This is a genomic window from Streptomyces sp. SAI-127, from assembly GCF_029894425.1.
Classification (GTDB): Bacteria; Actinomycetota; Actinomycetes; order Streptomycetales; family Streptomycetaceae; genus Streptomyces.
Genome location: NZ_JARXYJ010000001.1, coordinates 3,759,001 through 3,779,547 on the forward strand (window position 1 = coordinate 3,759,001; position 20,547 = coordinate 3,779,547).

General features: G+C 68.0%; 18 protein-coding genes, 1 pseudogene and 1 riboswitch. Of the genes and pseudogenes, 10 read left to right on the top strand and 9 right to left on the bottom strand.

Annotated features, from left to right (window positions below; all coding sequences use genetic code 11):
* Window positions 1-11: 11 nt before the first annotated feature.
* From M2157_RS17010 to M2157_RS17025, 4 genes are all read right to left on the bottom strand, one after another.
* Window positions 12-1,496 (bottom strand): glycoside hydrolase family 3 protein, encoded by a 1,485-nt coding sequence (locus M2157_RS17010; protein ID WP_280865652.1) that lies wholly within the window; start codon window positions 1,494-1,496, stop codon window positions 12-14.
* 9 nt (window positions 1,497-1,505) lie between these two features.
* A complete protein-coding gene (locus tag M2157_RS17015) occupies window positions 1,506-2,372 on the bottom strand; it encodes a carbohydrate ABC transporter permease (protein ID WP_280863791.1) in 867 nt (288 codons plus the stop codon).
* 5 nt (window positions 2,373-2,377) lie between these two features.
* On the bottom strand, window positions 2,378-3,358 hold the full coding sequence (locus M2157_RS17020; protein WP_280862630.1) for a sugar ABC transporter permease: 981 nt from the start codon (window positions 3,356-3,358) through the stop codon (window positions 2,378-2,380).
* A 75-nt stretch (window positions 3,359-3,433) separates the two neighbouring features.
* A complete protein-coding gene (locus tag M2157_RS17025; protein WP_280862631.1) occupies window positions 3,434-4,717 on the bottom strand; it encodes an extracellular solute-binding protein in 1,284 nt (427 codons plus the stop codon).
* A gap of 306 nt (window positions 4,718-5,023) precedes the next feature.
* Between M2157_RS17025 and M2157_RS17030 the strand changes: the two genes are divergently transcribed.
* From M2157_RS17030 to M2157_RS17070, 9 genes and pseudogenes are all read left to right on the top strand, one after another.
* Window positions 5,024-5,788 (top strand): GntR family transcriptional regulator, encoded by a 765-nt coding sequence (locus M2157_RS17030; protein WP_280862632.1) that lies wholly within the window; start codon window positions 5,024-5,026, stop codon window positions 5,786-5,788.
* Between the two features lie 177 nt (window positions 5,789-5,965).
* Window positions 5,966-8,102: pseudogene (locus M2157_RS17035) on the top strand (carbon starvation CstA family protein).
* On the top strand, window positions 8,077-8,274 hold the full coding sequence (locus tag M2157_RS17040) for a YbdD/YjiX family protein (protein ID WP_280862634.1): 198 nt from the start codon (window positions 8,077-8,079) through the stop codon (window positions 8,272-8,274). Before M2157_RS17035 ends, M2157_RS17040 begins: the two are co-directional and overlap by 26 nt.
* Before the next feature lie 124 nt (window positions 8,275-8,398).
* On the top strand, window positions 8,399-8,650 hold the full coding sequence (locus M2157_RS17045; protein WP_079141343.1) for a DUF3311 domain-containing protein: 252 nt from the start codon (window positions 8,399-8,401) through the stop codon (window positions 8,648-8,650).
* Window positions 8,647-10,257 carry a sodium:solute symporter family protein gene (locus tag M2157_RS17050; protein WP_280865653.1) on the top strand — a complete coding sequence of 537 codons (1,611 nt, stop codon included), beginning with the start codon at window positions 8,647-8,649 and terminating at the stop codon, window positions 10,255-10,257. The genes M2157_RS17045 and M2157_RS17050 overlap by 4 nt, the downstream gene beginning before the upstream one ends.
* Window positions 10,258-10,330: 73 nt before the next feature.
* Window positions 10,331-10,828: a GNAT family N-acetyltransferase gene (locus M2157_RS17055; protein WP_280865654.1), complete on the top strand. Its 498-nt coding sequence runs from the start codon at window positions 10,331-10,333 to the stop codon at window positions 10,826-10,828.
* 77 nt (window positions 10,829-10,905) lie between these two features.
* Window positions 10,906-10,988: riboswitch (cobalamin riboswitch) on the top strand.
* Between the two features lie 146 nt (window positions 10,989-11,134).
* The gene (locus M2157_RS17060) at window positions 11,135-13,495 is read left to right on the top strand and encodes a ribonucleoside-diphosphate reductase subunit alpha (RefSeq protein WP_280865655.1); all 2,361 of its coding nucleotides are present in this window, start codon (window positions 11,135-11,137) and stop codon (window positions 13,493-13,495) included.
* Between the two features lie 56 nt (window positions 13,496-13,551).
* On the top strand, window positions 13,552-14,559 hold the full coding sequence (locus tag M2157_RS17065; RefSeq protein ID WP_280865656.1) for a ribonucleotide-diphosphate reductase subunit beta: 1,008 nt from the start codon (window positions 13,552-13,554) through the stop codon (window positions 14,557-14,559).
* Window positions 14,560-14,629: 70 nt separating this feature from the next.
* Window positions 14,630-15,115 carry a hypothetical protein gene (locus M2157_RS17070; protein ID WP_280865657.1) on the top strand — a complete coding sequence of 162 codons (486 nt, stop codon included), beginning with the start codon at window positions 14,630-14,632 and terminating at the stop codon, window positions 15,113-15,115.
* Here the strand turns inward: M2157_RS17070 and M2157_RS17075 are convergent.
* Window positions 15,108-15,884 carry a hypothetical protein gene (locus M2157_RS17075; protein WP_280862640.1) on the bottom strand — a complete coding sequence of 259 codons (777 nt, stop codon included), beginning with the start codon at window positions 15,882-15,884 and terminating at the stop codon, window positions 15,108-15,110. The two genes, M2157_RS17070 and M2157_RS17075, sit on opposite strands and share 8 nt — an antisense overlap.
* Before the next feature lie 30 nt (window positions 15,885-15,914).
* Window positions 15,915-16,085: a hypothetical protein gene (locus M2157_RS17080; RefSeq protein WP_280862641.1), complete on the bottom strand. Its 171-nt coding sequence runs from the start codon at window positions 16,083-16,085 to the stop codon at window positions 15,915-15,917.
* Window positions 16,086-16,177: 92 nt separating this feature from the next.
* Between M2157_RS17080 and M2157_RS17085 the strand changes: the two genes are divergently transcribed.
* A complete protein-coding gene (locus M2157_RS17085) occupies window positions 16,178-17,143 on the top strand; it encodes a helix-turn-helix domain-containing protein (protein WP_280862642.1) in 966 nt (321 codons plus the stop codon).
* A gap of 1 nt (window position 17,144) precedes the next feature.
* On the opposite strand, the gene M2157_RS17090 is transcribed toward M2157_RS17085, so the two are convergent.
* The 3 genes from M2157_RS17090 to def form a co-directional block, all read right to left on the bottom strand.
* Window positions 17,145-18,518, bottom strand: a complete 1,374-nt coding sequence (locus M2157_RS17090; RefSeq protein WP_280862643.1) for a cytochrome P450 — start codon at window positions 18,516-18,518, stop codon at window positions 17,145-17,147.
* A complete protein-coding gene (gene cyc1, locus M2157_RS17095) occupies window positions 18,515-19,600 on the bottom strand; it encodes an epi-isozizaene synthase (RefSeq protein WP_280865658.1) in 1,086 nt (361 codons plus the stop codon). Before cyc1 ends, M2157_RS17090 begins: the two co-directional genes overlap by 4 nt.
* Window positions 19,601-19,881: 281 nt before the next feature.
* Window positions 19,882-20,532, bottom strand: a complete 651-nt coding sequence (gene def / locus M2157_RS17100) for a peptide deformylase (RefSeq protein WP_280862645.1) — start codon at window positions 20,530-20,532, stop codon at window positions 19,882-19,884.
* Between the last annotated feature and the right edge of the window lie 15 nt (window positions 20,533-20,547).

Here is a 20,547-nt window from a genome sequence, read left to right on the forward strand (position 1 = left end):
CTGCTACCGCCCTACTCCCCCGCGATGATCTCCGCCGCCGCTCTGGCGCAGACCCGGGCGGCGCCGTGGGTCGCGATGTGCAGGGCTCCTCGGGCGGGGGCCTGCGGGAGGCCCATTTCGATCACGATCGTGTCGGGGCGGGTTCTGAGGACGGTGTCCAGGGCCGCTCCCATCCAGGGGTGGCGGTGTTCGTCGCGCACCACGGCCACGATGCGGCGTGGGCCGGCCGCGGCCAGGGTGGCGAGGCCCGCGTCCTCGCCGGCGAAGCTGCCCGTTTCCGTGCCCGGGATCAGACGGGCGAGTTCGGCGGCGACGCCCCAGGGCGTTTCGTCGCCGACGGCCACATTGGCCACCGGGGTGAAGGCGGCGACGTAGGGCGCCGTGGTGAGGGGGGTGAAGCCGTCCGCGCCGGTGATGCGCAACGCCCTTCGGGCCGCGCGCAGTCCCACCTCCTCGTCGGCCGGGAGCTGCGCGTCGGCCGCGCCGGCCGCCGTCCAGTGGGCCAGCGTGCGGACGTGCTCCGCCGCTTCCGCGAGCCGCTCCTCGGGGAGTTCACCCGAGCGCACCGCCGAGACCAGGGCGTCGCGCAGGCGTCGTACCGTCTCGTCGTCGGCCAGGCCGCCGCCCACGCAGATCGCGTCGGCGCCGGCGGCGATGGCCAGGACGCTGCCACGCTCGATGCCGTAGGTGCCGGCGATGGCCTGCATCTCCATGCCGTCGGTGACGATGAGGCCGGTGTAGCCGAGTTCGCCGCGGAGCAGATCGGTCAGCACTGTGTGGGACAGGGTTGCCGGGCGCTCCGGGTCCAGGGCGGGGACCAGGATGTGGGCGGTCATCACCGCGCGGGTGCCGGCGGCGATGGCCGCGCGGAAGGGCCGCAGTTCCCGCTCCAGAAGGACCGATTCGTCCACGTCGATGCGCGGCAGCGCGTGGTGGGAGTCGATCGCGGTGTCGCCGTGGCCCGGGAAGTGCTTCGTGCAGGCCGCGACTCCCGCCGACTGCAACCCCGTGACGTACGCCGCCGTGTGCCGGGCGGCGAGGCCGGAGGAGGCACCGAAGGAGCGGACGCCGATCACCGGGTTGGACGGGTTCGAGTTCACGTCGGCCGACGGAGCCCAGTTGAGGTTGACCCCGCAGGCCGCTAGACGGCGGCCCAGTTCCGCGGCCACCTCCCGTGTCAGTTCCACGTCGTCCACCGCACCGAGTGCGTGGTTGCCGGGGAAGGACGAGCCGGTGCGCACCTCGAGGCGGGTGACGTCACCGCCCTCCTCGTCGATGGCCACCAGGACGTCGTCGCGTTCGGCGCGCAACTGGGCAGTCAGGGCGGTCAGTTGTTCCGGCGAGGCGATGTTGCGGCCGAACAGGCCGACCGAGGCGAGGCCCTCGCCGAGGCGGCGCAGCAGCCAGTCGGGGGCGGTGGTGCCGGTGAAGCCGGGCTGCAGGACGGTCAGCGCGTCGCGGGTCAGCGTGTCTGTGCCGCTGGCGAATGTCGTCATCGGGGGGCGTTATCCCTTCACGGCGCCCGCGGTGAGACCCGCGGCCATTTTGCGCTGGACGAGGAGGAAGAGGACCACGATCGGCACGGCCATCATGGTGGAACCGGCCATCATCGGGGCGTACTCGGTGCCGTGTTTGGTGGTGAAGTTGCCGAGCCAGACGGTCGCGGTCTGGTTCTTCTGGCTGAGCAGCATGAGGGCGTAGAGGTACTCGTTCCAGGCCTGGATGAAGGCGTAGACCGAGGTGGCGACCATGCCGGGGGCCAGCAGCGGGAAGACCACCCGCAGGAAGGCGCCCGTGGGCGAGCAGCCGTCGACCATCGCCGCCTCCTCCAGCTCCTTGGGGATGTTGACGATGAAGCCTCGCAGCGTCCACACCGTGAAGGGGAGGATGAAGGTCAGGTACGTGATGATCAGGCCCGACAACTTGTCGTACTGGTCGAGGTCGTTGAGGAGCAGGAAGACCGGGATGATCATCGCGACCAGGGGGACCATCTGGACCGCGAGGATGCCCACGATCACGACCTTGCGGCCGCGGAAGGCGAAGCGGGAGATGGCGAGGGCGGCCAGGGTGCCGACCACGACGCCGATCGCCACGACCGACAGGGAGACGACGAGGCTGCGGCCGACCGGGCCCCAGAAGTCGGCGATGTCCAGTGCGCGGCTGAAGTTGCCCAGCGTCAACCCCGTCGGCAGCAGGCTCGGGTCCGGGTCGATGGCGTCCTTCGCCGGTTTGAACGCCGTGTTCAGCATCCAGTAGACGGGGAAGCCGGCGGTGACGAAGACGAGGAGACCGAGGAGGTTCCAGCCGACCTTGGACTTCCGGGGCCGCGAAGTGCGCCCCGAGCCGCTCCCTGTCGTGGCGACCGCGTCCATGATGGTCATTCGACCTCTCCGATCTTCAGCATCTGGCGCATGTAGACGGCGACGACCCCGAGCAGCAGGAGCACCGTGATGAGGGCGATCGCCGAGCCCTGCCCGTAGTCGTTGACCACGAAGGCGCGGTCATACGAGTACGTCGTCAGGATCTGGAACTCCGGCTCCGGGTGACCGTTGCGCATGACGAACACCTGAGGGAAGACGCCCATGTCCCAGATGACCGAGAGGGTCGTCAGCATCACGATGAGCGGCTTGAGGATCGGCAGGGTGACGTACCGGAAGATGCCCCACGCGCCCGCGCCGTCCAGCCGGGCCGCCTCCTCCAGCTCGGCCGGGACCTGGGTGAGCCCGGCGCTCAGGGTGATGACGACGAAGGGCACCGCGCCCCAGACCACGAGCAGCATGATCACGGCCAGGCCCTGGGGACCGCTCGCGAACCAGTTGTGGCCGATCATCTCGACCCCGGGCAGCTTGCTGAGCAGCGCGTTGAGGATGCCGTAGTCCGCGTCGAACAGCCACTTGAAGACCGTGGTGGCGACGATGATCGGCATGCCCCAGCCGGCCACCAGCGCGATGTTGACGAGGGTCTTCACCCAGCCGGAGACCCGCTGGAGCAGCAGCGCGATCAGCATGCCGGCGACCATTGTGAAGATCACGCAGCCGGCCGCGAAGACGACGGTCCGGACGACGACGGACCAGAACTCGCCGTCGTCGAGGACGCCCGTGAAGTTGTCGAATCCGACCCAGTCCGCGGGCAGGAAGCCCCACAGCTGGGACTGTCCGAACTTCTGGAAGGACAGCGTGACCAGGCGGACCAGCGGATAGCCGAGGACCAGCACCAGGATCAGCAGACAGGGGGCGAGCAGGAGCCAGGGCGTGGCGTTGAAGGTCCGCTTTCTGCGCGGCAGAACCGGCCTGGACGGCGGTGGTACCGACATCGGCGGCGGCACCTCGGTGGGGGTGGTCGTGTCTGCGGCACTCATCGCGTGCTCCTCAGCGGTCCTTCACGTCGTACGAGAAGCAGGGCCCCGCCGGTCTCAACGGGGCCCTGCCTGCGGTCACTTGGTGTTGATGACCTTGTCGATCGCGGCGTCCGCCTCCTTCGCGGCGGCCTCGACCGACTTCTTGCCGGTGCCGATGTTCTGCAGCATGTTCTGCAGGATCTGTGCCTTCTCGACCTGGCCCCAGCCGGGCGCCATCGGGACGAACCAGTTGGACTCGGCCGCGGTGGCCGGGACCGCGGTCGCCGGGTCGTTCTTCAGGGTGGCGAGGTCGGTCTTGTTGTTGGGCAGGTTGCCCTTGGCCATCAGGCCCTTCTGGCCGGAGGGACCTACGAAGGCGTTGATCCACTCGGCGGCGACGGCCTGCGCCTTGGACTTCACCGGGACGGCGAGGTCCGAACCGCCCAGGAAGACGGGCAGGTTCTTGCCGGAGGGACCCGGCATCACGAAGTTCTCGAGGTTGTCCTTGAGCTTGCCGGTCTTGTCGTTCTTCGGGTCGGCGGAGGTCGCGCCCTCCCAGGCCGCGCCGAAGATCATGCCGGACTTGCCCTGGCCGTAGACGATGTAACGGTCGTTCTCGTCCTTGGTCTTGTCGCCGTGCATGTACTTGTCGACGACGTTCTTGAAGTCGGTGAGGCCCTTGACGGACTCCGGCGAGGAGAGGTTGGCCTTCCACTGGCCGCCGTCCTCCTTGGCGATGGAGCCGCCGGCGTCGTAGACGAAGGACATGGCCGCGTACCAGTCACGGGTGGGCTGGTACCAGGCGGAGAACTTGTCGCCCTCCTTCTTCTGGACCTTGTCCAGGGCGGCGGTGAGCTCCGCGTAGGTCTTCGGCGTGGACTTGACGCCGACCGAGGCGAAGACGTCCTTGCGCCAGTTGCCGACGCGGCCACCCGCGTAGTAGGGGACGCCGTAGGTCTTGCCGTCGTAGGACACCGAGGCCTTGAGACCGTCGAGCCAGGCGGACGAGTTGGTGAACTTCGATGTGTCCAGGGGTGCGAAGGCGCCCTTGACCATGTAGCCCAGCATCTCGGTGTTGCCCATCTCGACCACGTCGGGGGCCTTGTCGGTGGCGAGGACCGCGTCGAGCTTGGTGTTCTTGTCCGGCCAGCCGTAGTACTCGTGGTTGATCTTGATGCCGGGGTGCTTCTTCTGGACCGCTGCGTCCGCGGCCTTCACCAGCTCGGGCCAGTTGTTCTGAGCGTCGACGGTGAGCCAGACGGTCAGCTCCTTGGCGTCCGCGCCGCTGTTGTCCGAACTTCCGCTGTCGCTGTTCCCACATGCCGCGACGGAGACCACCATGCCCGCGATACCGATCGCGGCTGCCAGCTTGCGCTTCACGCCACCCTCCTCAGGGATGCCCACACCTCCCGCCCACAGGCCGGGACCTGGACCAATGGTGTAGACCAGTAGGGGGAGCTTGGACCAGACCACGAAGCCTGTCAAGGGCTCACGAAATGGCTCTGACCAGCCGTTATGCGAGCTACATATGCAGGAACCATTAGTAAAGAAGCCAGCGAAAACAGCGGCGCCGGAGTACTCTCGTCCGCTAGACCACTTACCTTGGTGGACTAGACCAAAAGAGACGGCGACGGTATACAGAAGGGATCACGATGTGATCCGCATCCGGAGCCGGGAAGGCAGACCATGAGCAGCGACGTCAGCAGTGCGGAGACCGAGGGCGGGGCAGGCGTCCGTACCGCGCGCGTGCCCAAGTACTACCGCCTGAAGAAGCACCTGCTCGACATGACGGAGACCCAGTCGCCCGGCACTCCGGTACCGCCCGAGCGCACGCTCGCCGCCGAGTTCGACACCTCCCGCACCACCGTGCGCCAGGCCCTCCAGGAGCTGGTGGTCGAGGGCCGGCTCGAGCGCATCCAGGGCAAGGGCACCTTCGTCGCCAAGCCGAAGGTCTCGCAGGCGCTGCAACTCACCTCCTACACCGAGGACATGCGCGCCCAGGGTCTCGAACCCACCTCGCAACTGCTCGACATCGGCTACATCACCGCCGACGACCGGCTCGCCGAACTCCTCGACATCACCGCGGGCGGCCGGGTGCTGCGCATCGAGCGCCTGCGCATGGCCAACGCCGAGCCGATGGCCATCGAGACGACCCACCTCTCCGCCAAGCGCTTCCCGGCCCTGCGCAGGTCACTGGTCAAGTACACGTCCCTCTACACGGCGCTCGCCGAGGTCTACGACGTCCATCTCGCCGAGGCCGAGGAGACCATCGAGACCTCCCTGGCCACCCCGCGCGAGGCGGGCCTGCTCGGCACCGACGTGGGCCTGCCGATGCTGATGCTGTCCCGCCACTCGTTCGACAAGACGGACGAGCCGGTGGAGTGGGTGCGGTCGGTGTACCGGGGCGACCGGTACAAGTTCGTGGCCAGGCTCAAGCGGCCGGTGGAGTAAGGCCCGGGTGTGAGCGGGGTCGGCTGGGGGTCCGGGGGTTACCCCCCGGGACAATGCAGCGTGGCCCGCCTCAAGAGGCCTGTCGACTAGTCCCTTCCGGTACCGCACGCGGTGTAGCGCAACCGCACATCCTGCTCTACGGTCCTTCCGACTCCGTCTGGACGGGAGGACCGCCTCGTGCGTACCGCGAACGTCCGAACCATCGTCATCTGGACCCTCGTTGCCCTGGTCGGCGCCGCCGGCTGGTCCGTGCTCGCGCTCGCCCGGGGTGAGGACGTCTCCGCCGCCTGGATGGTCGCGGCCGCCCTCGGGTCGTACGCGATCGGCTACCGCTTCTACTCGAAGTTCATCGCGTACAAGGTCCTGAAGGTCGACGCGACCAGGGCCACCCCGGCCGAACGCCTCGACAACGGCATCGACTTCCACCCCACCGACCGCCGTGTCCTGCTCGGCCATCACTTCGCCGCCATCGCGGGCGCCGGACCGCTCGTCGGCCCGGTGCTGGCCGCGCAGATGGGCTATCTCCCCGGCACGGTCTGGATCATCGCGGGGGTCATCTTCGCGGGCGCGGTGCAGGACATGGTGGTGCTGTTCTTCTCCACGCGAAGGGACGGACGCTCACTGGGGCAGATGGCCCGCGAGGAGATCGGCCCCTTCGGTGGCGCGGCCGCCCTGATCGCCGCCTTCGCCATCATGATCATCCTGCTCGGCGTACTGGCCCTCGTCATCGTCAACGCCCTTGCCGCCTCGCCCTGGGGCACCTTCTCCATCGCGATGACCGTCCCGATCGCTCTGCTGATGGGCTTCTATCTGCGGGTACTTCGCCCCGGCCGGGTCGCCGAGGTCTCCCTCATCGGCGTGGGACTGCTGCTGCTCGCGCTGGTCGCGGGCCGCTGGGTGGCGGAGTCCTCGTGGGCCGGCGCCTTCACCCTCGCGCCCTCGACGCTGGTCGTCTGGCTGGTGGCGTACGGGTTCATCGCCTCGATCCTGCCCGTGTGGATGCTCCTGGCGCCCCGCGACTACCTCTCCACCTTCATGAAGATCGGCACGATCGCCCTCCTCGCCCTCGGTGTCGTCATCGCGCTGCCGACGCTGAGGATGGACCCCGTGACGGACTTCGCCTCGCGCGGCGACGGTCCGGTGTTCGCGGGCTCACTGTTCCCCTTCGTCTTCATCACCATCGCCTGGCGGGGCACTGAGCGGCTTCCACTCCCTGATCTCGAGCGGTACGACGCCGAAGATGATCCAGAAGGAGACGCAGGTCCGGATGATCGGCTACGGCTCCATGCTGATGGAGTCGTCGGTCGCGATCATGGCCCTGGTCGCGGCGAGCATCATCGACCCGGGGCTGTACTTCGCGATGAACGCGCCGGCCGGAGCGATCGGCACGACCGTCGAGAACGCCTCGCAGGTGGTGACCGGTTGGGGCTACTCCATCTCCCCCGCCGAGCTCGCCCAGGCGGCGAAGAACGTCGAGGAGGCCACCCTGCTCTCCCGCACCGGCGGCGCCCCGACCCTCGCCGTCGGCGTCTCGGAGATCTTCTCCAAGGTCACCGGCGGGAGCCTCAGGGCCTTCTGGTACCACTTCGCGATCATGTTCGAGGCACTGTTCATCCTGACCGCGCTGGACGCGGGGACGCGCGTGGGCCGGTTCATGCTCCAGGACATGCTGGGCAACGTCTACCGGCCGTTCAAGAACATCAGCTGGAAGCCGGGACTGGTCCTGACCAGCGCGATCGTGTGCGCGCTGTGGGGTTACTTCCTGTGGGTGGGCGTCCACGAGCCGCTCGGCGGGATCAACCAGCTCTTCCCGATCTTCGGCATCTCCAACCAGCTGCTCGCCGCGGTCGCGCTGGCCGTCTGCACCACCCTGCTGGTGAAGTCGGGGCGCCTCAAGTGGGCCTGGATCACCGGGATTCCGCTCGTCTGGGACGCGACCGTGACGCTCACGGCCAGCTTCCAGAAGGTGTTCTCCAGCGATCCCAAGGTCGGCTTCTTCAAGCAGCGGTCCGTGTTCCAGGACGCCATCGACGACGGCAAGGTCCTGCCGCCCGCCAAGAGCATGGACGACATGCACACCGTGGTCACCAACTCCACGGTCGACGGCGTCCTCACGGCCGTCCTCGCCCTGCTGATCGTGGTGGTGATCGCCGACGCCCTGCGGGTCTGCGTCCGGCACCTGCGCCGTCCCGCGCTGTCCACGCTGAGCGAGGCGCCGTACGTCGAGTCGAAGATCCTGGCCCCGGCCGGTCTGATCCCGACCCGGAAGGAAAGGGAGGAGGCGCGGGATGCGGTCACTCCGACGGGCGTTTAGGTCCGTGCGCTGGTACGTGCGTGAGCTGACCGACGAGTCGGCCTACGACCGTTATGTCGCGCATGTACGCCGGGACGACCCGCAGGCGCCGGTGCCGACGCGGCGGGCGTTCGAACGGATGCGGACGCAACGTCAGGAAGGAGATCCCCGCCAAGGCTTCCGCTGCTGTTGATGCTGCTGTTGATGCTTCACAGAATCGACATACCGATATGCGGACGAGGTCTTCCGCTCACCTGACACCGTGACCTAGATTGCCTGCGCGTTACAGGTGATCAGCCAGGGGACGGAGTCGCGGAATGTCGGACGCACCTGAAGTGAGACCGCCGGTGGTGACACCGGCAAGGGTGGTCATAGCCCTTTGCCTCGTCGCCCCGTTCGTGGCGATGCTGTGGGTCGGCTCGTACGCCAAGGTCGACCCCACGTTCATCGGCATCCCGTTCTTCTACTGGTACCAGATGCTGTGGGTGCTGATCTCCACGGCGCTGACGATGACCGCGTACAAGCTGTGGCAGCGTGACCAGCGTGCCCGCCACGGAGGTACCAAGTGAACGACGGCGTCAACGGCGTGGCACTCGCCGTCTTCATCATCTTCTTCGTGGCCGTCACGGTCATGGGCTTCCTGGCCGCGCGCTGGCGCAAGGCCGAGAACGAGCACAGCCTCGACGAATGGGGCCTGGGCGGGCGGTCGTTCGGCACCTGGGTCACCTGGTTCCTGCTCGGCGGCGACCTCTACACGGCGTACACGTTCGTCGCGGTCCCCGCGGCGATCTACGCTGCGGGCGCGGCCGGCTTCTTCGCGGTGCCGTACACCATCCTGGTGTACCCGCTGATCTTCACGTTCCTGCCCCGCCTGTGGTCGGTCTCCCACAAGCACGGATACGTGACGACCTCGGACTTCGTGCGCGGCCGCTTCGGCTCCAAGGGTCTGTCGCTGGCGGTGGCGGTCACCGGCATCCTCGCGACCATGCCGTACATCGCGCTCCAACTGGTCGGTATCCAGGCGGTCCTCGACGTGATGGGGGTCGGCGGCGGCGAGAACACGAACTGGTTCGTCAAGGACCTCCCGCTGCTGATCGCCTTCGGTGTCCTCGCGGCCTACACGTACTCCTCCGGACTCCGGGCCCCCGCCCTGATCGCGTTCGTGAAGGACACGCTGATCTACATCGTCATCGCGGTGGCGATCATCTACATCCCGATCAAACTGGGCGGGTTCGACGACGTCTTCGGCGCGGCGAGCGAGAAGTACACGGCGGCCAAGGCCGGTGGCCTCGTCCCGCTGGAGGCGGGCCAGTGGACGTACGCCACGCTGGCGCTGGGCTCCGCACTCGCGCTCTTCATGTACCCGCACTCGATCACCGCGACGCTCTCCTCCCGCAGCCGTGAGGTGATCCGCCGCAACACCACGATCCTGCCGCTGTACTCGCTGATGCTGGGCCTGCTCGCGCTGCTCGGCTTCATGGCGATCGCGGCCGGAGTCAAGGTCACCAACCCGCAGTTGGCGATCCCGCAGCTCTTCGAGGACATGTTCCCGTCCTGGTTCGCGGGCGTGGCCTTCGCGGCGATAGGCATCGGCGCGCTGGTCCCGGCGGCCATCATGTCGATCGCGGCCGCGAACCTGTTCACCCGCAACATCTACAAGGACTTCATCAAGCCGGACGCCACGCCCGCGCAGGAGACCAAGGTCTCCAAGCTGGTGTCCCTGCTGGTGAAGGTGGGCGCGCTGGTCTTCGTCCTCACGATGGACAAGACGGTCGCCATCAACTTCCAGCTGCTGGGCGGCATCTGGATCCTCCAGACCTTCCCGGCCCTGGTCGGCGGCCTCTTCACCCGCTGGTTCCACCGCTGGGCCCTGCTCGCCGGCTGGGCGGTCGGCATGATCTACGGCACGGTCGCCGCGTACGGCGTCGCCTCCCCGACCCAGAAGCACTTCGGCGGCTCGGCGAAGGAGATCCCGGGCATCGGCGAGATCGGCTACATCGGCCTGACGGCGTTCGTGCTCAACGTCGTCGTGACGGTGGTCCTGACCTTCGTCCTGAAGGCGGCCAACGTTCCCGACGGCGTGGACGAGACCAGCCCGGAGGACTACACGGCGGACGCGGGCGACCCCGGGGTCGAGGTGGAGCTTCCGCCGGCGACTGCGGGTACGGCCCACTAGTCACGGTGCGCACGGGCCGTCGGAGTTCTCGTCCGGCGGCCCGTTGTCGTATCCGTCGGGCACACTCACCCGCATGGACATCCTGATCCGCCCCGCGGTACCCGCCGACTACGAACCCCTCGGCGAGATCACCGCCCAGGCCTACCTCCAGGACGGCCTTCTCCTGTTCGGTGAGAGCGACTGGTACCTCGAAGAACTCAAGGACGTGGCCAAGAGGGCGTCCGCCGCGGACGTCCTGGTGGCCACGGAGAACGACGACATCCTCGGCGGGGTCACCTTCGTCCCCTCCGGTGGCCCCCTGGCCGACCTCGCCCGCCCCGGAGAAGCAGAGATCCGCATGCTCGCGGTGGCGCACGCGGCCCGGGGCAGAGGCATCGGACAGGCCCTCGTTCAGGCCTGTGTCGACCGCGCGAGCGGCACGGCCACCGGCGTCGTCCTGTGCACCCAGCCCACGATGCACACCGCTCACCACATCTACGAACGCCTCGGCTTCACCCGCGCCCCCGAGCGCGACTGGAACCCGATACCCGGCGACGACTTCACGCTTCTCACTTACCAGTTGACGCTCTGAAGTCACCGCGACACAACATATGGGCCTGCTTTCCTCACCCAGCACAAGATGTATGCTCATGCTCGCTGTCGCCGCAGGGGAATCCGGTGCGAATCCGGAACTGTCCCGCAACGGTGTACTCATGCGTGCATCAGCACATATGAGAGTCAGTCCGAGGACCTGTCGACAGCACGCCCGTGCCATACCGGCCCGGGTGTCCTGCCGTCCGGGCCTCGTGGAGTGGGCCGGTGGGCGCGACGCCGCGTGCGCTCGTGTGCTGCCCCCTGCCCTCCGCAAGGCCCCGTGCCCAGCGAGGGAGAGCCCCACGTGACCATCGCGCCAGCCGAACCGGCTTCAGCGGCCACGACCACCCCTGTGGACGAAGACGGTCCCGGAACCGCCCTGTTGCGGACCCTGACCGAGCTGACCGCCGACCTCCCCGACGCCGACCCCGGACGGGTCGCCGCCGCCACGCTCCGCGGCCGGTCCGCCCGGGCGGACGTGACGGAGCTGCGCGAGCTGGCCACCGAGGCGGCGGCCGGCCTCATCTCCGAGGACCCCGCCTACTCGCGGCTGGCCGCCCGGCTGCTGACGATCAGCATCGCCGCGGAGGCCGCCTCGCAGGGCGTCACGTCGTTCACCGGATCGGTCGCCGTCGGACACCGCGAGGGCCTCATCGCCGACCGCACCGCCGAGTTCGTGCGGATCCACGCCGAGCGGCTCGACGCTCTGGTCGACACCGACGCCGACGACCGCTTCGGCTACTTCGGCCTCCGGACCCTCCACAGCCGGTACCTCCTCAGGCACCCGCTCACCCGCAAGGTGATCGAGACGCCCCAGCACTTCCTGCTCCGGGTGGCGTCCGGCCTCGCCGAGGACGACACGGTCAGGGCACTGGACGAAGTCGCCGCGCTCTACGCGCTCATGAGCCGCCTGGACTACCTGCCCTCCTCCCCCACCCTCTTCAACTCCGGCACCCGGCACCCCCAGATGTCGTCCTGCTACCTCCTCGACTCCCCGAAGGACGAGCTCGACTCCATCTACGACCGCTACCACCAGGTCGCCAACCTCTCGAAGCACGCCGGCGGCATCGGTCTGTCGTACTCCCGTATCCGCAGCCGTGGTTCGCTGATCCGCGGCACCAACGGACACTCCAACGGCATCGTCCCGTTCCTGAAGACGCTCGACGCCTCGGTCGCCGCCGTGAACCAGGGAGGCCGGCGCAAGGGCGCGGCCGCGGTCTACCTGGAGACCTGGCACTCCGACATCGAGGAGTTCCTGGAGCTCAGGGACAACACCGGTGAGGACGCCCGCCGTACGCACAACCTGAACCTCGCGCACTGGGTTCCGGACGAGTTCATGCGCCGGGTGAACGCGGACGCCGAGTGGTCCCTCTTCTCCCCCGCCGACGTGCCCGAGCTGGTCGACCTGTGGGGCGAGGAGTTCGACGCCGCGTACCGGAAGGCCGAGGCGGACGGGCTCGCCCGCAAGACCATCTCCGCCCGTGACCTCTACGGCCGCATGATGCGCACCCTCGCGCAGACCGGCAACGGCTGGATGACCTTCAAGGACGCCGCCAACCGCACGGCCAACCAGACGGCCACCCCGGGCCATGTCGTCCACTCCTCCAACCTCTGCACGGAGATCCTGGAGGTCACGGACGACGGGGAGACGGCGGTGTGCAACCTGGGGTCCGTGAACCTGGGCGCGTTCGTCACCGGCGACGGCATCGACTGGGAGCGGCTGGACGCCACCGTCCGCACCGCCGTGACCTTCCTCGACCGGGTCGTCGACATCAACTTCTACCCGACCGAGCAGGCCGGACGGTCCAACGCCAAGTGGCGCCCGGTCGGCCTAGGCGCGATGGGCCTCCAGGACGTCTTCTTCAAGCTGCGGCTCCCCTTCGACTCCCCCGAGGCGAAGGAACTCTCCACCCGGATCGCCGAGCGCGTCATGCTCGCCGCCTACGAGGCCTCCGCCGACCTCGCCGAGCGCGGCGGCCCGCTGCCGGCCTGGGAGAAGACCCGTACCGCCCAGGGCGTCCTGCACCCCGACCACTACGGCGTCGAACTCACCTGGCCCGAGCGGTGGGCGGCCCTGCGCGACCGTATCGCCGTCACCGGACTGCGCAACTCCCTGCTCCTCGCCATCGCGCCCACCGCCACCATCGCGTCGATCGCCGGTGTGTACGAGTGCATCGAGCCGCAGGTCTCCAACCTGTTCAAGCGCGAGACGCTGTCCGGGGAGTTCCTCCAGGTCAACTCGTACCTGGTGGCCGAGTTGAAGCAGCTCGGTGTCTGGGACGCCCGCACCCGTGAGGCGCTGCGCGACGCGAACGGCTCGGTGCAGGGCTTCGCGTGGATCCCCGAGGACGTACGGGCGCTGTACCGCACGGCGTGGGAGATCCCGCAGCGCGGTCTGATCGACATGGCCGCGGCGCGGACCCCGTTCCTCGACCAGTCCCAGTCCCTGAACCTGTTCCTGGAGACGCCGACCATCGGCAAGCTCTCCTCGATGTACGCGTACGCCTGGAAGTCCGGGCTGAAGACGACGTACTACCTGCGCTCGCGCCCGGCGACCCGTATCGCCCGTGCCGCACAGGCGACGGTCCCCGTACAGCAGCCGGCCCCCGAAGAAGCGGTCGCCTGCTCCCTTGAGAACCCCGAGTCCTGCGAGGCCTGCCAGTAATTCCCACCCGCCACCCGACCACCACCCCTGGAGGACGGCGCTTCGCGCCGACTGTTATGACTGCCCAGAACCTGCTCGACCCCGGCTTCGAGCTGACTCTGCGCCCCATGCGCTACCCCGACTTCTACGAGCGCTACCGGGATGCCATCAAGAACACCTGGACCGTCGAGGAGGTCGACCTCCACTCGGACGTCTCCGACCTGGCGAAGCTCAGCCCCACCGAACAGCACCTCATCGGCCGCCTGGTGGCCTTCTTCGCGACGGGCGACTCGATCGTCGCGAACAACCTGGTGCTGACGCTGTACAAGCACATCAACTCCCCCGAGGCGCGGCTCTATCTGAGCCGCCAGCTCTTCGAGGAGGCCGTCCACGTCCAGTTCTACTTGACGCTCCTCGACACCTACCTCCCCGACCCGGAGGACCGGGCCGCGGCCTTCGACGCCGTCGAGAGCATCCCCTCGATCCGCGAGAAGGCGGAGTTCTGCTTCAGGTGGATCAACGAGGTCGAGAAGCTGGACAGTCTGCAGACCCAGTCCGACCGCCGCCGCTTCCTTCTCAACCTGATCTGCTTCGCCGCGTGCATCGAGGGCCTGTTCTTCTACGGCGCCTTCGCGTACGTCTACTGGTTCCGCAGCCGGGGCCTGCTGCACGGTCTCGCCACCGGCACCAACTGGGTGTTCCGCGACGAGACCATGCACATGTCCTTCGCCTTCGACGTGGTCGACACCGTCCGCAAGGAGGAGCCGGAGCTGTTCGACGACCGGCTCCGGCAGCAGGTGACCGACATGCTGGCGGAGGCCGTCGAGGCGGAGCTGCAGTTCGCGCGCGACCTGTGCGGCGACGGGCTGCCGGGCATGAACACCGAGTCGATGCGGCAGTACCTGGAGTGCGTCGCCGACCAGCGCCTGACGCGCCTCGGCTTCGCCCCGGTGTACGGCTCGGAGAACCCGTTCTCCTTCATGGAGCTCCAGGGCGTCCAGGAGCTGACCAACTTCTTCGAGCGGCGTCCGTCCGCGTATCAGGTGGCGGTGGAGGGCACGGTCGACCTGGACGAGGACTTCTGACGGGACACCTTCAAGAATCAGTGGATCCGGGTACGCGTGCGGCACGTCTCATCGACGAGGAGGCCACCCCATGCGCCCTACGACCCACCGCACCGCCCTCGCCTCGGCGGCACTGACACTGCTGCTCGCGGGGTGCGGGACCCAGGCCGGAAACGAAGGGGGCGGCAGCGACACCGTGTCGCCGCCGCCCTCGTCGTCACCCTCGTCGCCGTCGCCCTCGTCGCCGTCGCCCTCGTCGCCGGACTGCACGTCCGCCTCGGAGCTCGACGCGGCCGACAGCGGCAGTACGGTCTGCCTCGCGGTGGGCGACACGATCCGGATCTCACTGGACGGGACGAAGAGCCGCCCCTGGAAGCCGGTCGCCGTCGACGGCAGTGGCCTGGAGGCCACCAACAGCGGCATCGTCCTGCTGCCCGGCGACGCGAGTTCCGCGTACAAGGCGGTCTCGGCGGGACAGGTGCGGCTGAGTTCACAGCGCCCCCTGTGCGCCACCGAGACCGGCCGGGTCTCGTGCAAGGGAATTCAGGAGTGGTGGGTCGCCGTGCTGGTCACCTGAGTGTGACCGCGTCCCCGGCCGACACCTTCAACGAGGTCGTCGTGGTGCCGGGGAAGTACCAGCGCCAGTTGCCCGCCGACGTGGCGGTCACCTTGGTGCTGAGCCGCCCCACGTTGTCCGTCTTCACGGTCTTGACGGTGCTGTAGTGGGCGGCGCCGGCCGCGCGGAACTGCAGCTTGACCGTCTGGCCCGGGTAGCCGTGGTACTTCAGGTCCTCCCAGTTGGCCCGGGAGAGCTTGCCCTTGACGGTGAGCTGGGAGCCCTTGGCGACGGGTTCGGGGGTCGCGTCCGTGGTGAGCTTGGCGGCGCGCTTGACCTTGTACTGGGCGATGTCGTCGTAGATCCAGTAGTCGCCGTCGTTGGCCTTGACGATGGCGGCGACCGCCCAGACACCGGCGAGCTTGTTGCTGTCGATGTCGTCGCTGTCGGCGATCCATGCGGGGTCGACCGTCATCGTGCCGGTGCACACCGACGTCGTCGAGCTCTGCCTCACACAGGAAGAGTCGCCGTTCCAACTGAAGAAGCCGTAGGGGGTGGACTTGTTGAACGTACTGAGATGCGTGATCTTCTTGGCGCCCGAGTCGTCCTTGATGGTGACGGCTATCGGGAACGTGATGGTCTGCGCCGTACCGACGATGACGTTGTTGCCCTTGTTGACGACGGTCTTGGTGACCCTGATGTCACCCTCGCCCTCGGCATGGGCCGCGGTGGCCGTGAGCAGGGTCAGGGCTGCCGCCCCGCCTGCCACGGCCCACAGTCTGTGTCTCATGTTCCTCCCCTGTTGTTGATCCAGGAGAGATTAGACCGTTCGGGTCGCCCCGTGTGCGGTCCGGTACTCGTGCGCCTGCCTGATCTGACGGTCGACCCGCTTGTCGTGCAGGATCCCGATCACCGACGGGAGGACCAGGAGGACGAAGATGGCGAACACGGTCAACATGGCGATCAGTCCTTCTGTCTGCGCTGAAGTCATGTCACTACTGTCGCGCCGCAGACTCCTTACGAACAGTGGCAGGACTGCCGTGGACCCTCGATTTACTGCCACTTCTGAGGCACACTGGCAGCATGCTGAAGAACGTGGCCGCCGTCGTCCTGGACGGTGTGAATCCCTTCGAACTCGGTGTCGTCTGCGAGGTCTTCGGCACTGACCGCAGCGACGACGGACTGCCCGTGTACGACTTCGCGGTCGCCTCGGCCGAGGGCCCGACGCTGACCTCGCGGGCGGGCTTCGCCGTACACGTCGAGCATGGCCTGGAGCGGCTGGAGTCGGCCGACCTGATCGCCGTGCCGGCCTGCGCCCGCTACGAGACGCGGGACTTCCCGCCCGAGCTGCTCGAGGCCCTGCGCAACGCGGTCGACCGCGGGGCACGGGTGCTCAGCGTGTGCTCCGGTGTCTTCGTGCTCGCCGCGGCCGGACTGCTCGACGGCCGGCGCTGCGCCGTGCACTGGCACCACGCGGAGGAGCTCGCGCTCGCGTATCCGCGGCTGACGGTCGAGCCGGACGTCCTGTACGTCGACGAGGACCCGGTGATCACCTCCGCGGGCACCGCCGCCGGTATCGACGCCTGTCTGCACATCGTGCGCAAGGAGCAGGGCACCGAGGTCGCCAACAAGATCGCCCGGCGCATGGTCGTACCACCGCACCGGGACGGCGGGCAGGCGCAGTACATCGAGCGGCCGCTGCCCCGGTCGCAGTGCGACACCGTGGGTGAGGTGCTCGTGTGGATGGAGCGGCATCTCGACGAGGAGGTCACCGTCGAGCAGCTCGCCGAGCGCGCGCACATGTCCCCGCGCACCTTCGCCCGCCGCTTCCAGCAGGAGACGGGTACGACTCCCTACCGCTGGATCCTGCGCCAGCGGGTGCTGCTGGCCCAGCGGCTGCTGGAGGCGACGGACGAGACGGTGGACGCGATCGCCGGCCGGGCGGGTTTCGGCACCGCGGCCGCGCTGCGTCACCAGTTCCTGCGCGCGGTGGGCACCACCCCGAACGCCTACCGGCGCACCTTCCAGGGCCCGGAGGCGGCCGCCTGACCTACCTCCGCGGCACGGGTTTCAGCAACAGCCCGGCCGGCTTCAGTGTGATGCCCACCCGTGGCGTGTCGTCGGATCCGGGCACCTGCTCGAAGCGGTACTTCCGGGCCAGCGACGCCGTGATCAGCGTCAGCTGGGCCATCGAGAAATGGTCGCTCGGGCACTTCCGGTTACCCGTGCTGAACGGACTCATGGCGTGTTTCGGCACGGACTTGGCCCGCTCGGGACTCCAGCGCAGGGGATCGAACTCCTCGCTGTCGTCGTACGACTTCGGATCGCGCTGGATCGCATACGGGCTGTACACGATGTCGGCCCCGGCCGGAATGCGACAGCCACCGAGTTCCGTGTCCCGCACCGCCCGCCGCGTCAATATCCACACGGCGGGCCGTAAACGCATGACCTCGATCACCAGATAGTTCGTGTACGTGAGCGCCCGGACGTCCTCGAATGCCACGGGACGTCCGCCGGTGACCGATTCGACTTCCGCGCAGATCTTGTCCGCATGTTCCGGGTGTGCGGCGAGAGCCTGGAGCAACCACATGACCGTGGCCGCGACGGTTTCGCTGCCGGGGGTGAGTATCGCGACGACCTGGTCGTGCACCTCCTGTTCCCCGATGGGCTCGCCATTCTCGTCCTTCGCCTCCAGCAATGCCGTCAGCAAATCGTCCGGCTTTTGACCGGATGCCCTGCGCTCGGCGACGATCTCGTCGACGAGGAGATGCAAATCGGCCAGCGCTCGATTGAATTTTCGGTTGGGCGGCAGGGGCAGCCGGTACAGCGGCCCCGCGGGTATCACCATCCGCCGGTACATGCCCCGGAAGACGGTGGCGAGCGCGACGCACAGCCGTTCGGCGCGCTCGTCCATGAAGTCCCCGCGCAGCAGACAGCGGGCCGCGACCCGCACGGCGACCCGGAAGGCCTCGGAGGTGCAGTCGACGGTCTCACCGGGCCGCCAGCGCTCGGCGAGCGCATGCGCCTCCTCTTCCATGATCGGCCCGTACGCCGGGATGGCGTCGAGCCGGAAGGCGGGCTGGATGACGCGCCGCTGCCGCCGGTGCTGGGGGCCGTTGGCGGTGGCCACGCCCTCCTTGCCGACCAGTCCCTCCAGGGACTCCCACAGCGGCCCGGCGATGATGAAGTCCGGGTTGAGCGCCACCGCTCCGGTCAGTTCCGGGGTGGTGGGCGCGTACACCGTCTTGGGGCCGAGCCTGAGGCGTACGACATCGCCGTGCCGCCGGAGCCCGGACATGAAGCTCAGCGGATCGCGGACCATCCGCCAGCCGTGGCCGAGGACGGGGACGCGCCCGCCCGCGAACGGCGGCTCACGCAACTCGGGAGCCACCGTGGCTTCGGGTTTCACGGATTCGACGGTCATTTCTCACCTGCCGCTTCGTTGTTGACGTACGGGGGCGTGGACCGGTCGTCCCAGCTGTCGACCATGTAACGGCCGGACTCGTGGTGGAACCAGTAGACGGTGCTGAACCAGTTGCGCATATTGCGGACGCAGGCCCGGACGGCGGCGCTCAGTTCCTTTCCCCGCACGGTGCCGTCGTCGAGGCCGTCGGCGAAACGGAGGGCGTCGGCCTCGGCGACGAGGAATGCGTCCACGCATTTCTCGACCAGCCGCCGCATTTCCCGGATCGCCTCTTCGAGGGTCAGCCCCTCGTGTTTGATGAGACTGATGCCGAGATTGTGGACCTCGTCTCCCGCGATTTCCTTGGGCAGCGAACAGAGGTCGTTGTACCAGGCGGCGAATTCCTGGCTCAACAGCGCCGCCCGCCGGTACGCCGGGTGTTTCCTTATCCCGTCCGGCAGTTCACGTCCCGCGCACGGCTCCAGCAGATCCGTCCAGATCCAGTGCGCGAAGGTGAGGCGGCGCAGTGCCAGGTATTCACCGACCGGGGGGATGATTCCTCTGGTGCGATTGTGGAATTCCCGGTCGTAGGCCTCGATCACCTCGTGGAAGTGCCCGGCGAACCTGGTGTTCCATGCCCTCGGCAGGAACGAGTACAGCCGCACCATGCTGTCGGCGAAGGCGGCGACCAGCGGGTCCTCGTGGTGCAGATGACGCCGTGGGGAGTCGAGCGCCGCGTGCAACCGGAACCTCAGCCGCCGCCACGCGCGCGGACGGCGGTGGACGATGTCGCGGTCGTGCCGGTCGTCCCAGACGAAGAACCACGCACTGAAGTCCGCTATCGCCTGGAGGACCGCGTCCGGGGCGCCGAGGTAGTACCCCGCCATGAGGTCCGTGTAGCACAGTCCGTCGGCATATTCCGCCACCTTGTCCGCCGGCATGAGCCGATTTTCCAGAAGCCAGGCACGGGTGTTCTCCTGGAGCCTGGGCCAATACGGATGCAGTTGCCTGGGAAACGCTGCCTCGATCACCGGGAGAGAGAGCGACGGTGGAACCGCGATCGCCGTCGGCGTCGATGTGGTGCTGTGTGGGAAAGCAGGCACGAACAAACCCCTTCCAGCCGCCAGTTGACGCATGCCCCTGCCGCTGAACCGGGCGTGCGCCGTTGCGTATCCCCGCACTTCCCATTCAGCACCACAACTGACCATTCTGGGAACGGATTTGCTTCATTCACTACCCCGCAGTGTCGGGATTCTCCCTATGTGTGACTCGAATTGGATCACTATGTGAGCACATCCGATCGAACGTGCGACGCACATGCGAACGGCGCCTGTTCGGGGAGTGATTCCTGAACAGGCGCCGTGCGGGCGGGAGTCGTGGGACGTCAGTCGTTCGCGACCACGGGGTAGCGGGGCTCGCTCTCGGCCATCTGCCGCAGCGCGTCCTTGCGTTCGCGCTTGGAGAGCCGGTCGATGTAGAGGTAGCCGTACAGATGGTCGGTCTCGTGCTGCAGACACCGGGCGAAGTAGCCGGTGCCACGGACCTTGACCGGGTTGCCCTTCTCGTCCTGCCCGGTGACCTCGGCGTAGTCGGGGCGGGCGAGCGGCGCGTACGCGGTGGGCACCGACAGACAGCCCTCGTTGCTGTCGTCGAGGCGGCGCTTGTCCGCGGGCAGGTCCACGAGCTTCGGGTTGCACACGACACCCACGTGCCGCCGCCCCTCGTCGTCCTGGCAGTCGTACACGAAGACCTTCAGGTCGACGCCGATCTGGTTGGCGGCGAGGCCGACACCCTCGGCGGTGCGCTGGCTGGCGAACATGTCCGCGACCAGCTGGTCGAGCTCCTCACCGAACTCGGTGACGTCCTTGCACTCCTTGTGCAGCACGGGGTTCCCGACGACGGTGATGGGCCGCGAGGTGCCGCGCTCACGCCAGGCGTTCTCCCGCTCCTCCGTGTCCTCGGTGTCGATGACGAACCCGTCGTCGTCGACGGGGAGCACGCCCGCGTGCTGCTGATCGGTGTCCTGCTGGGCCATGACCTACGGATCGCC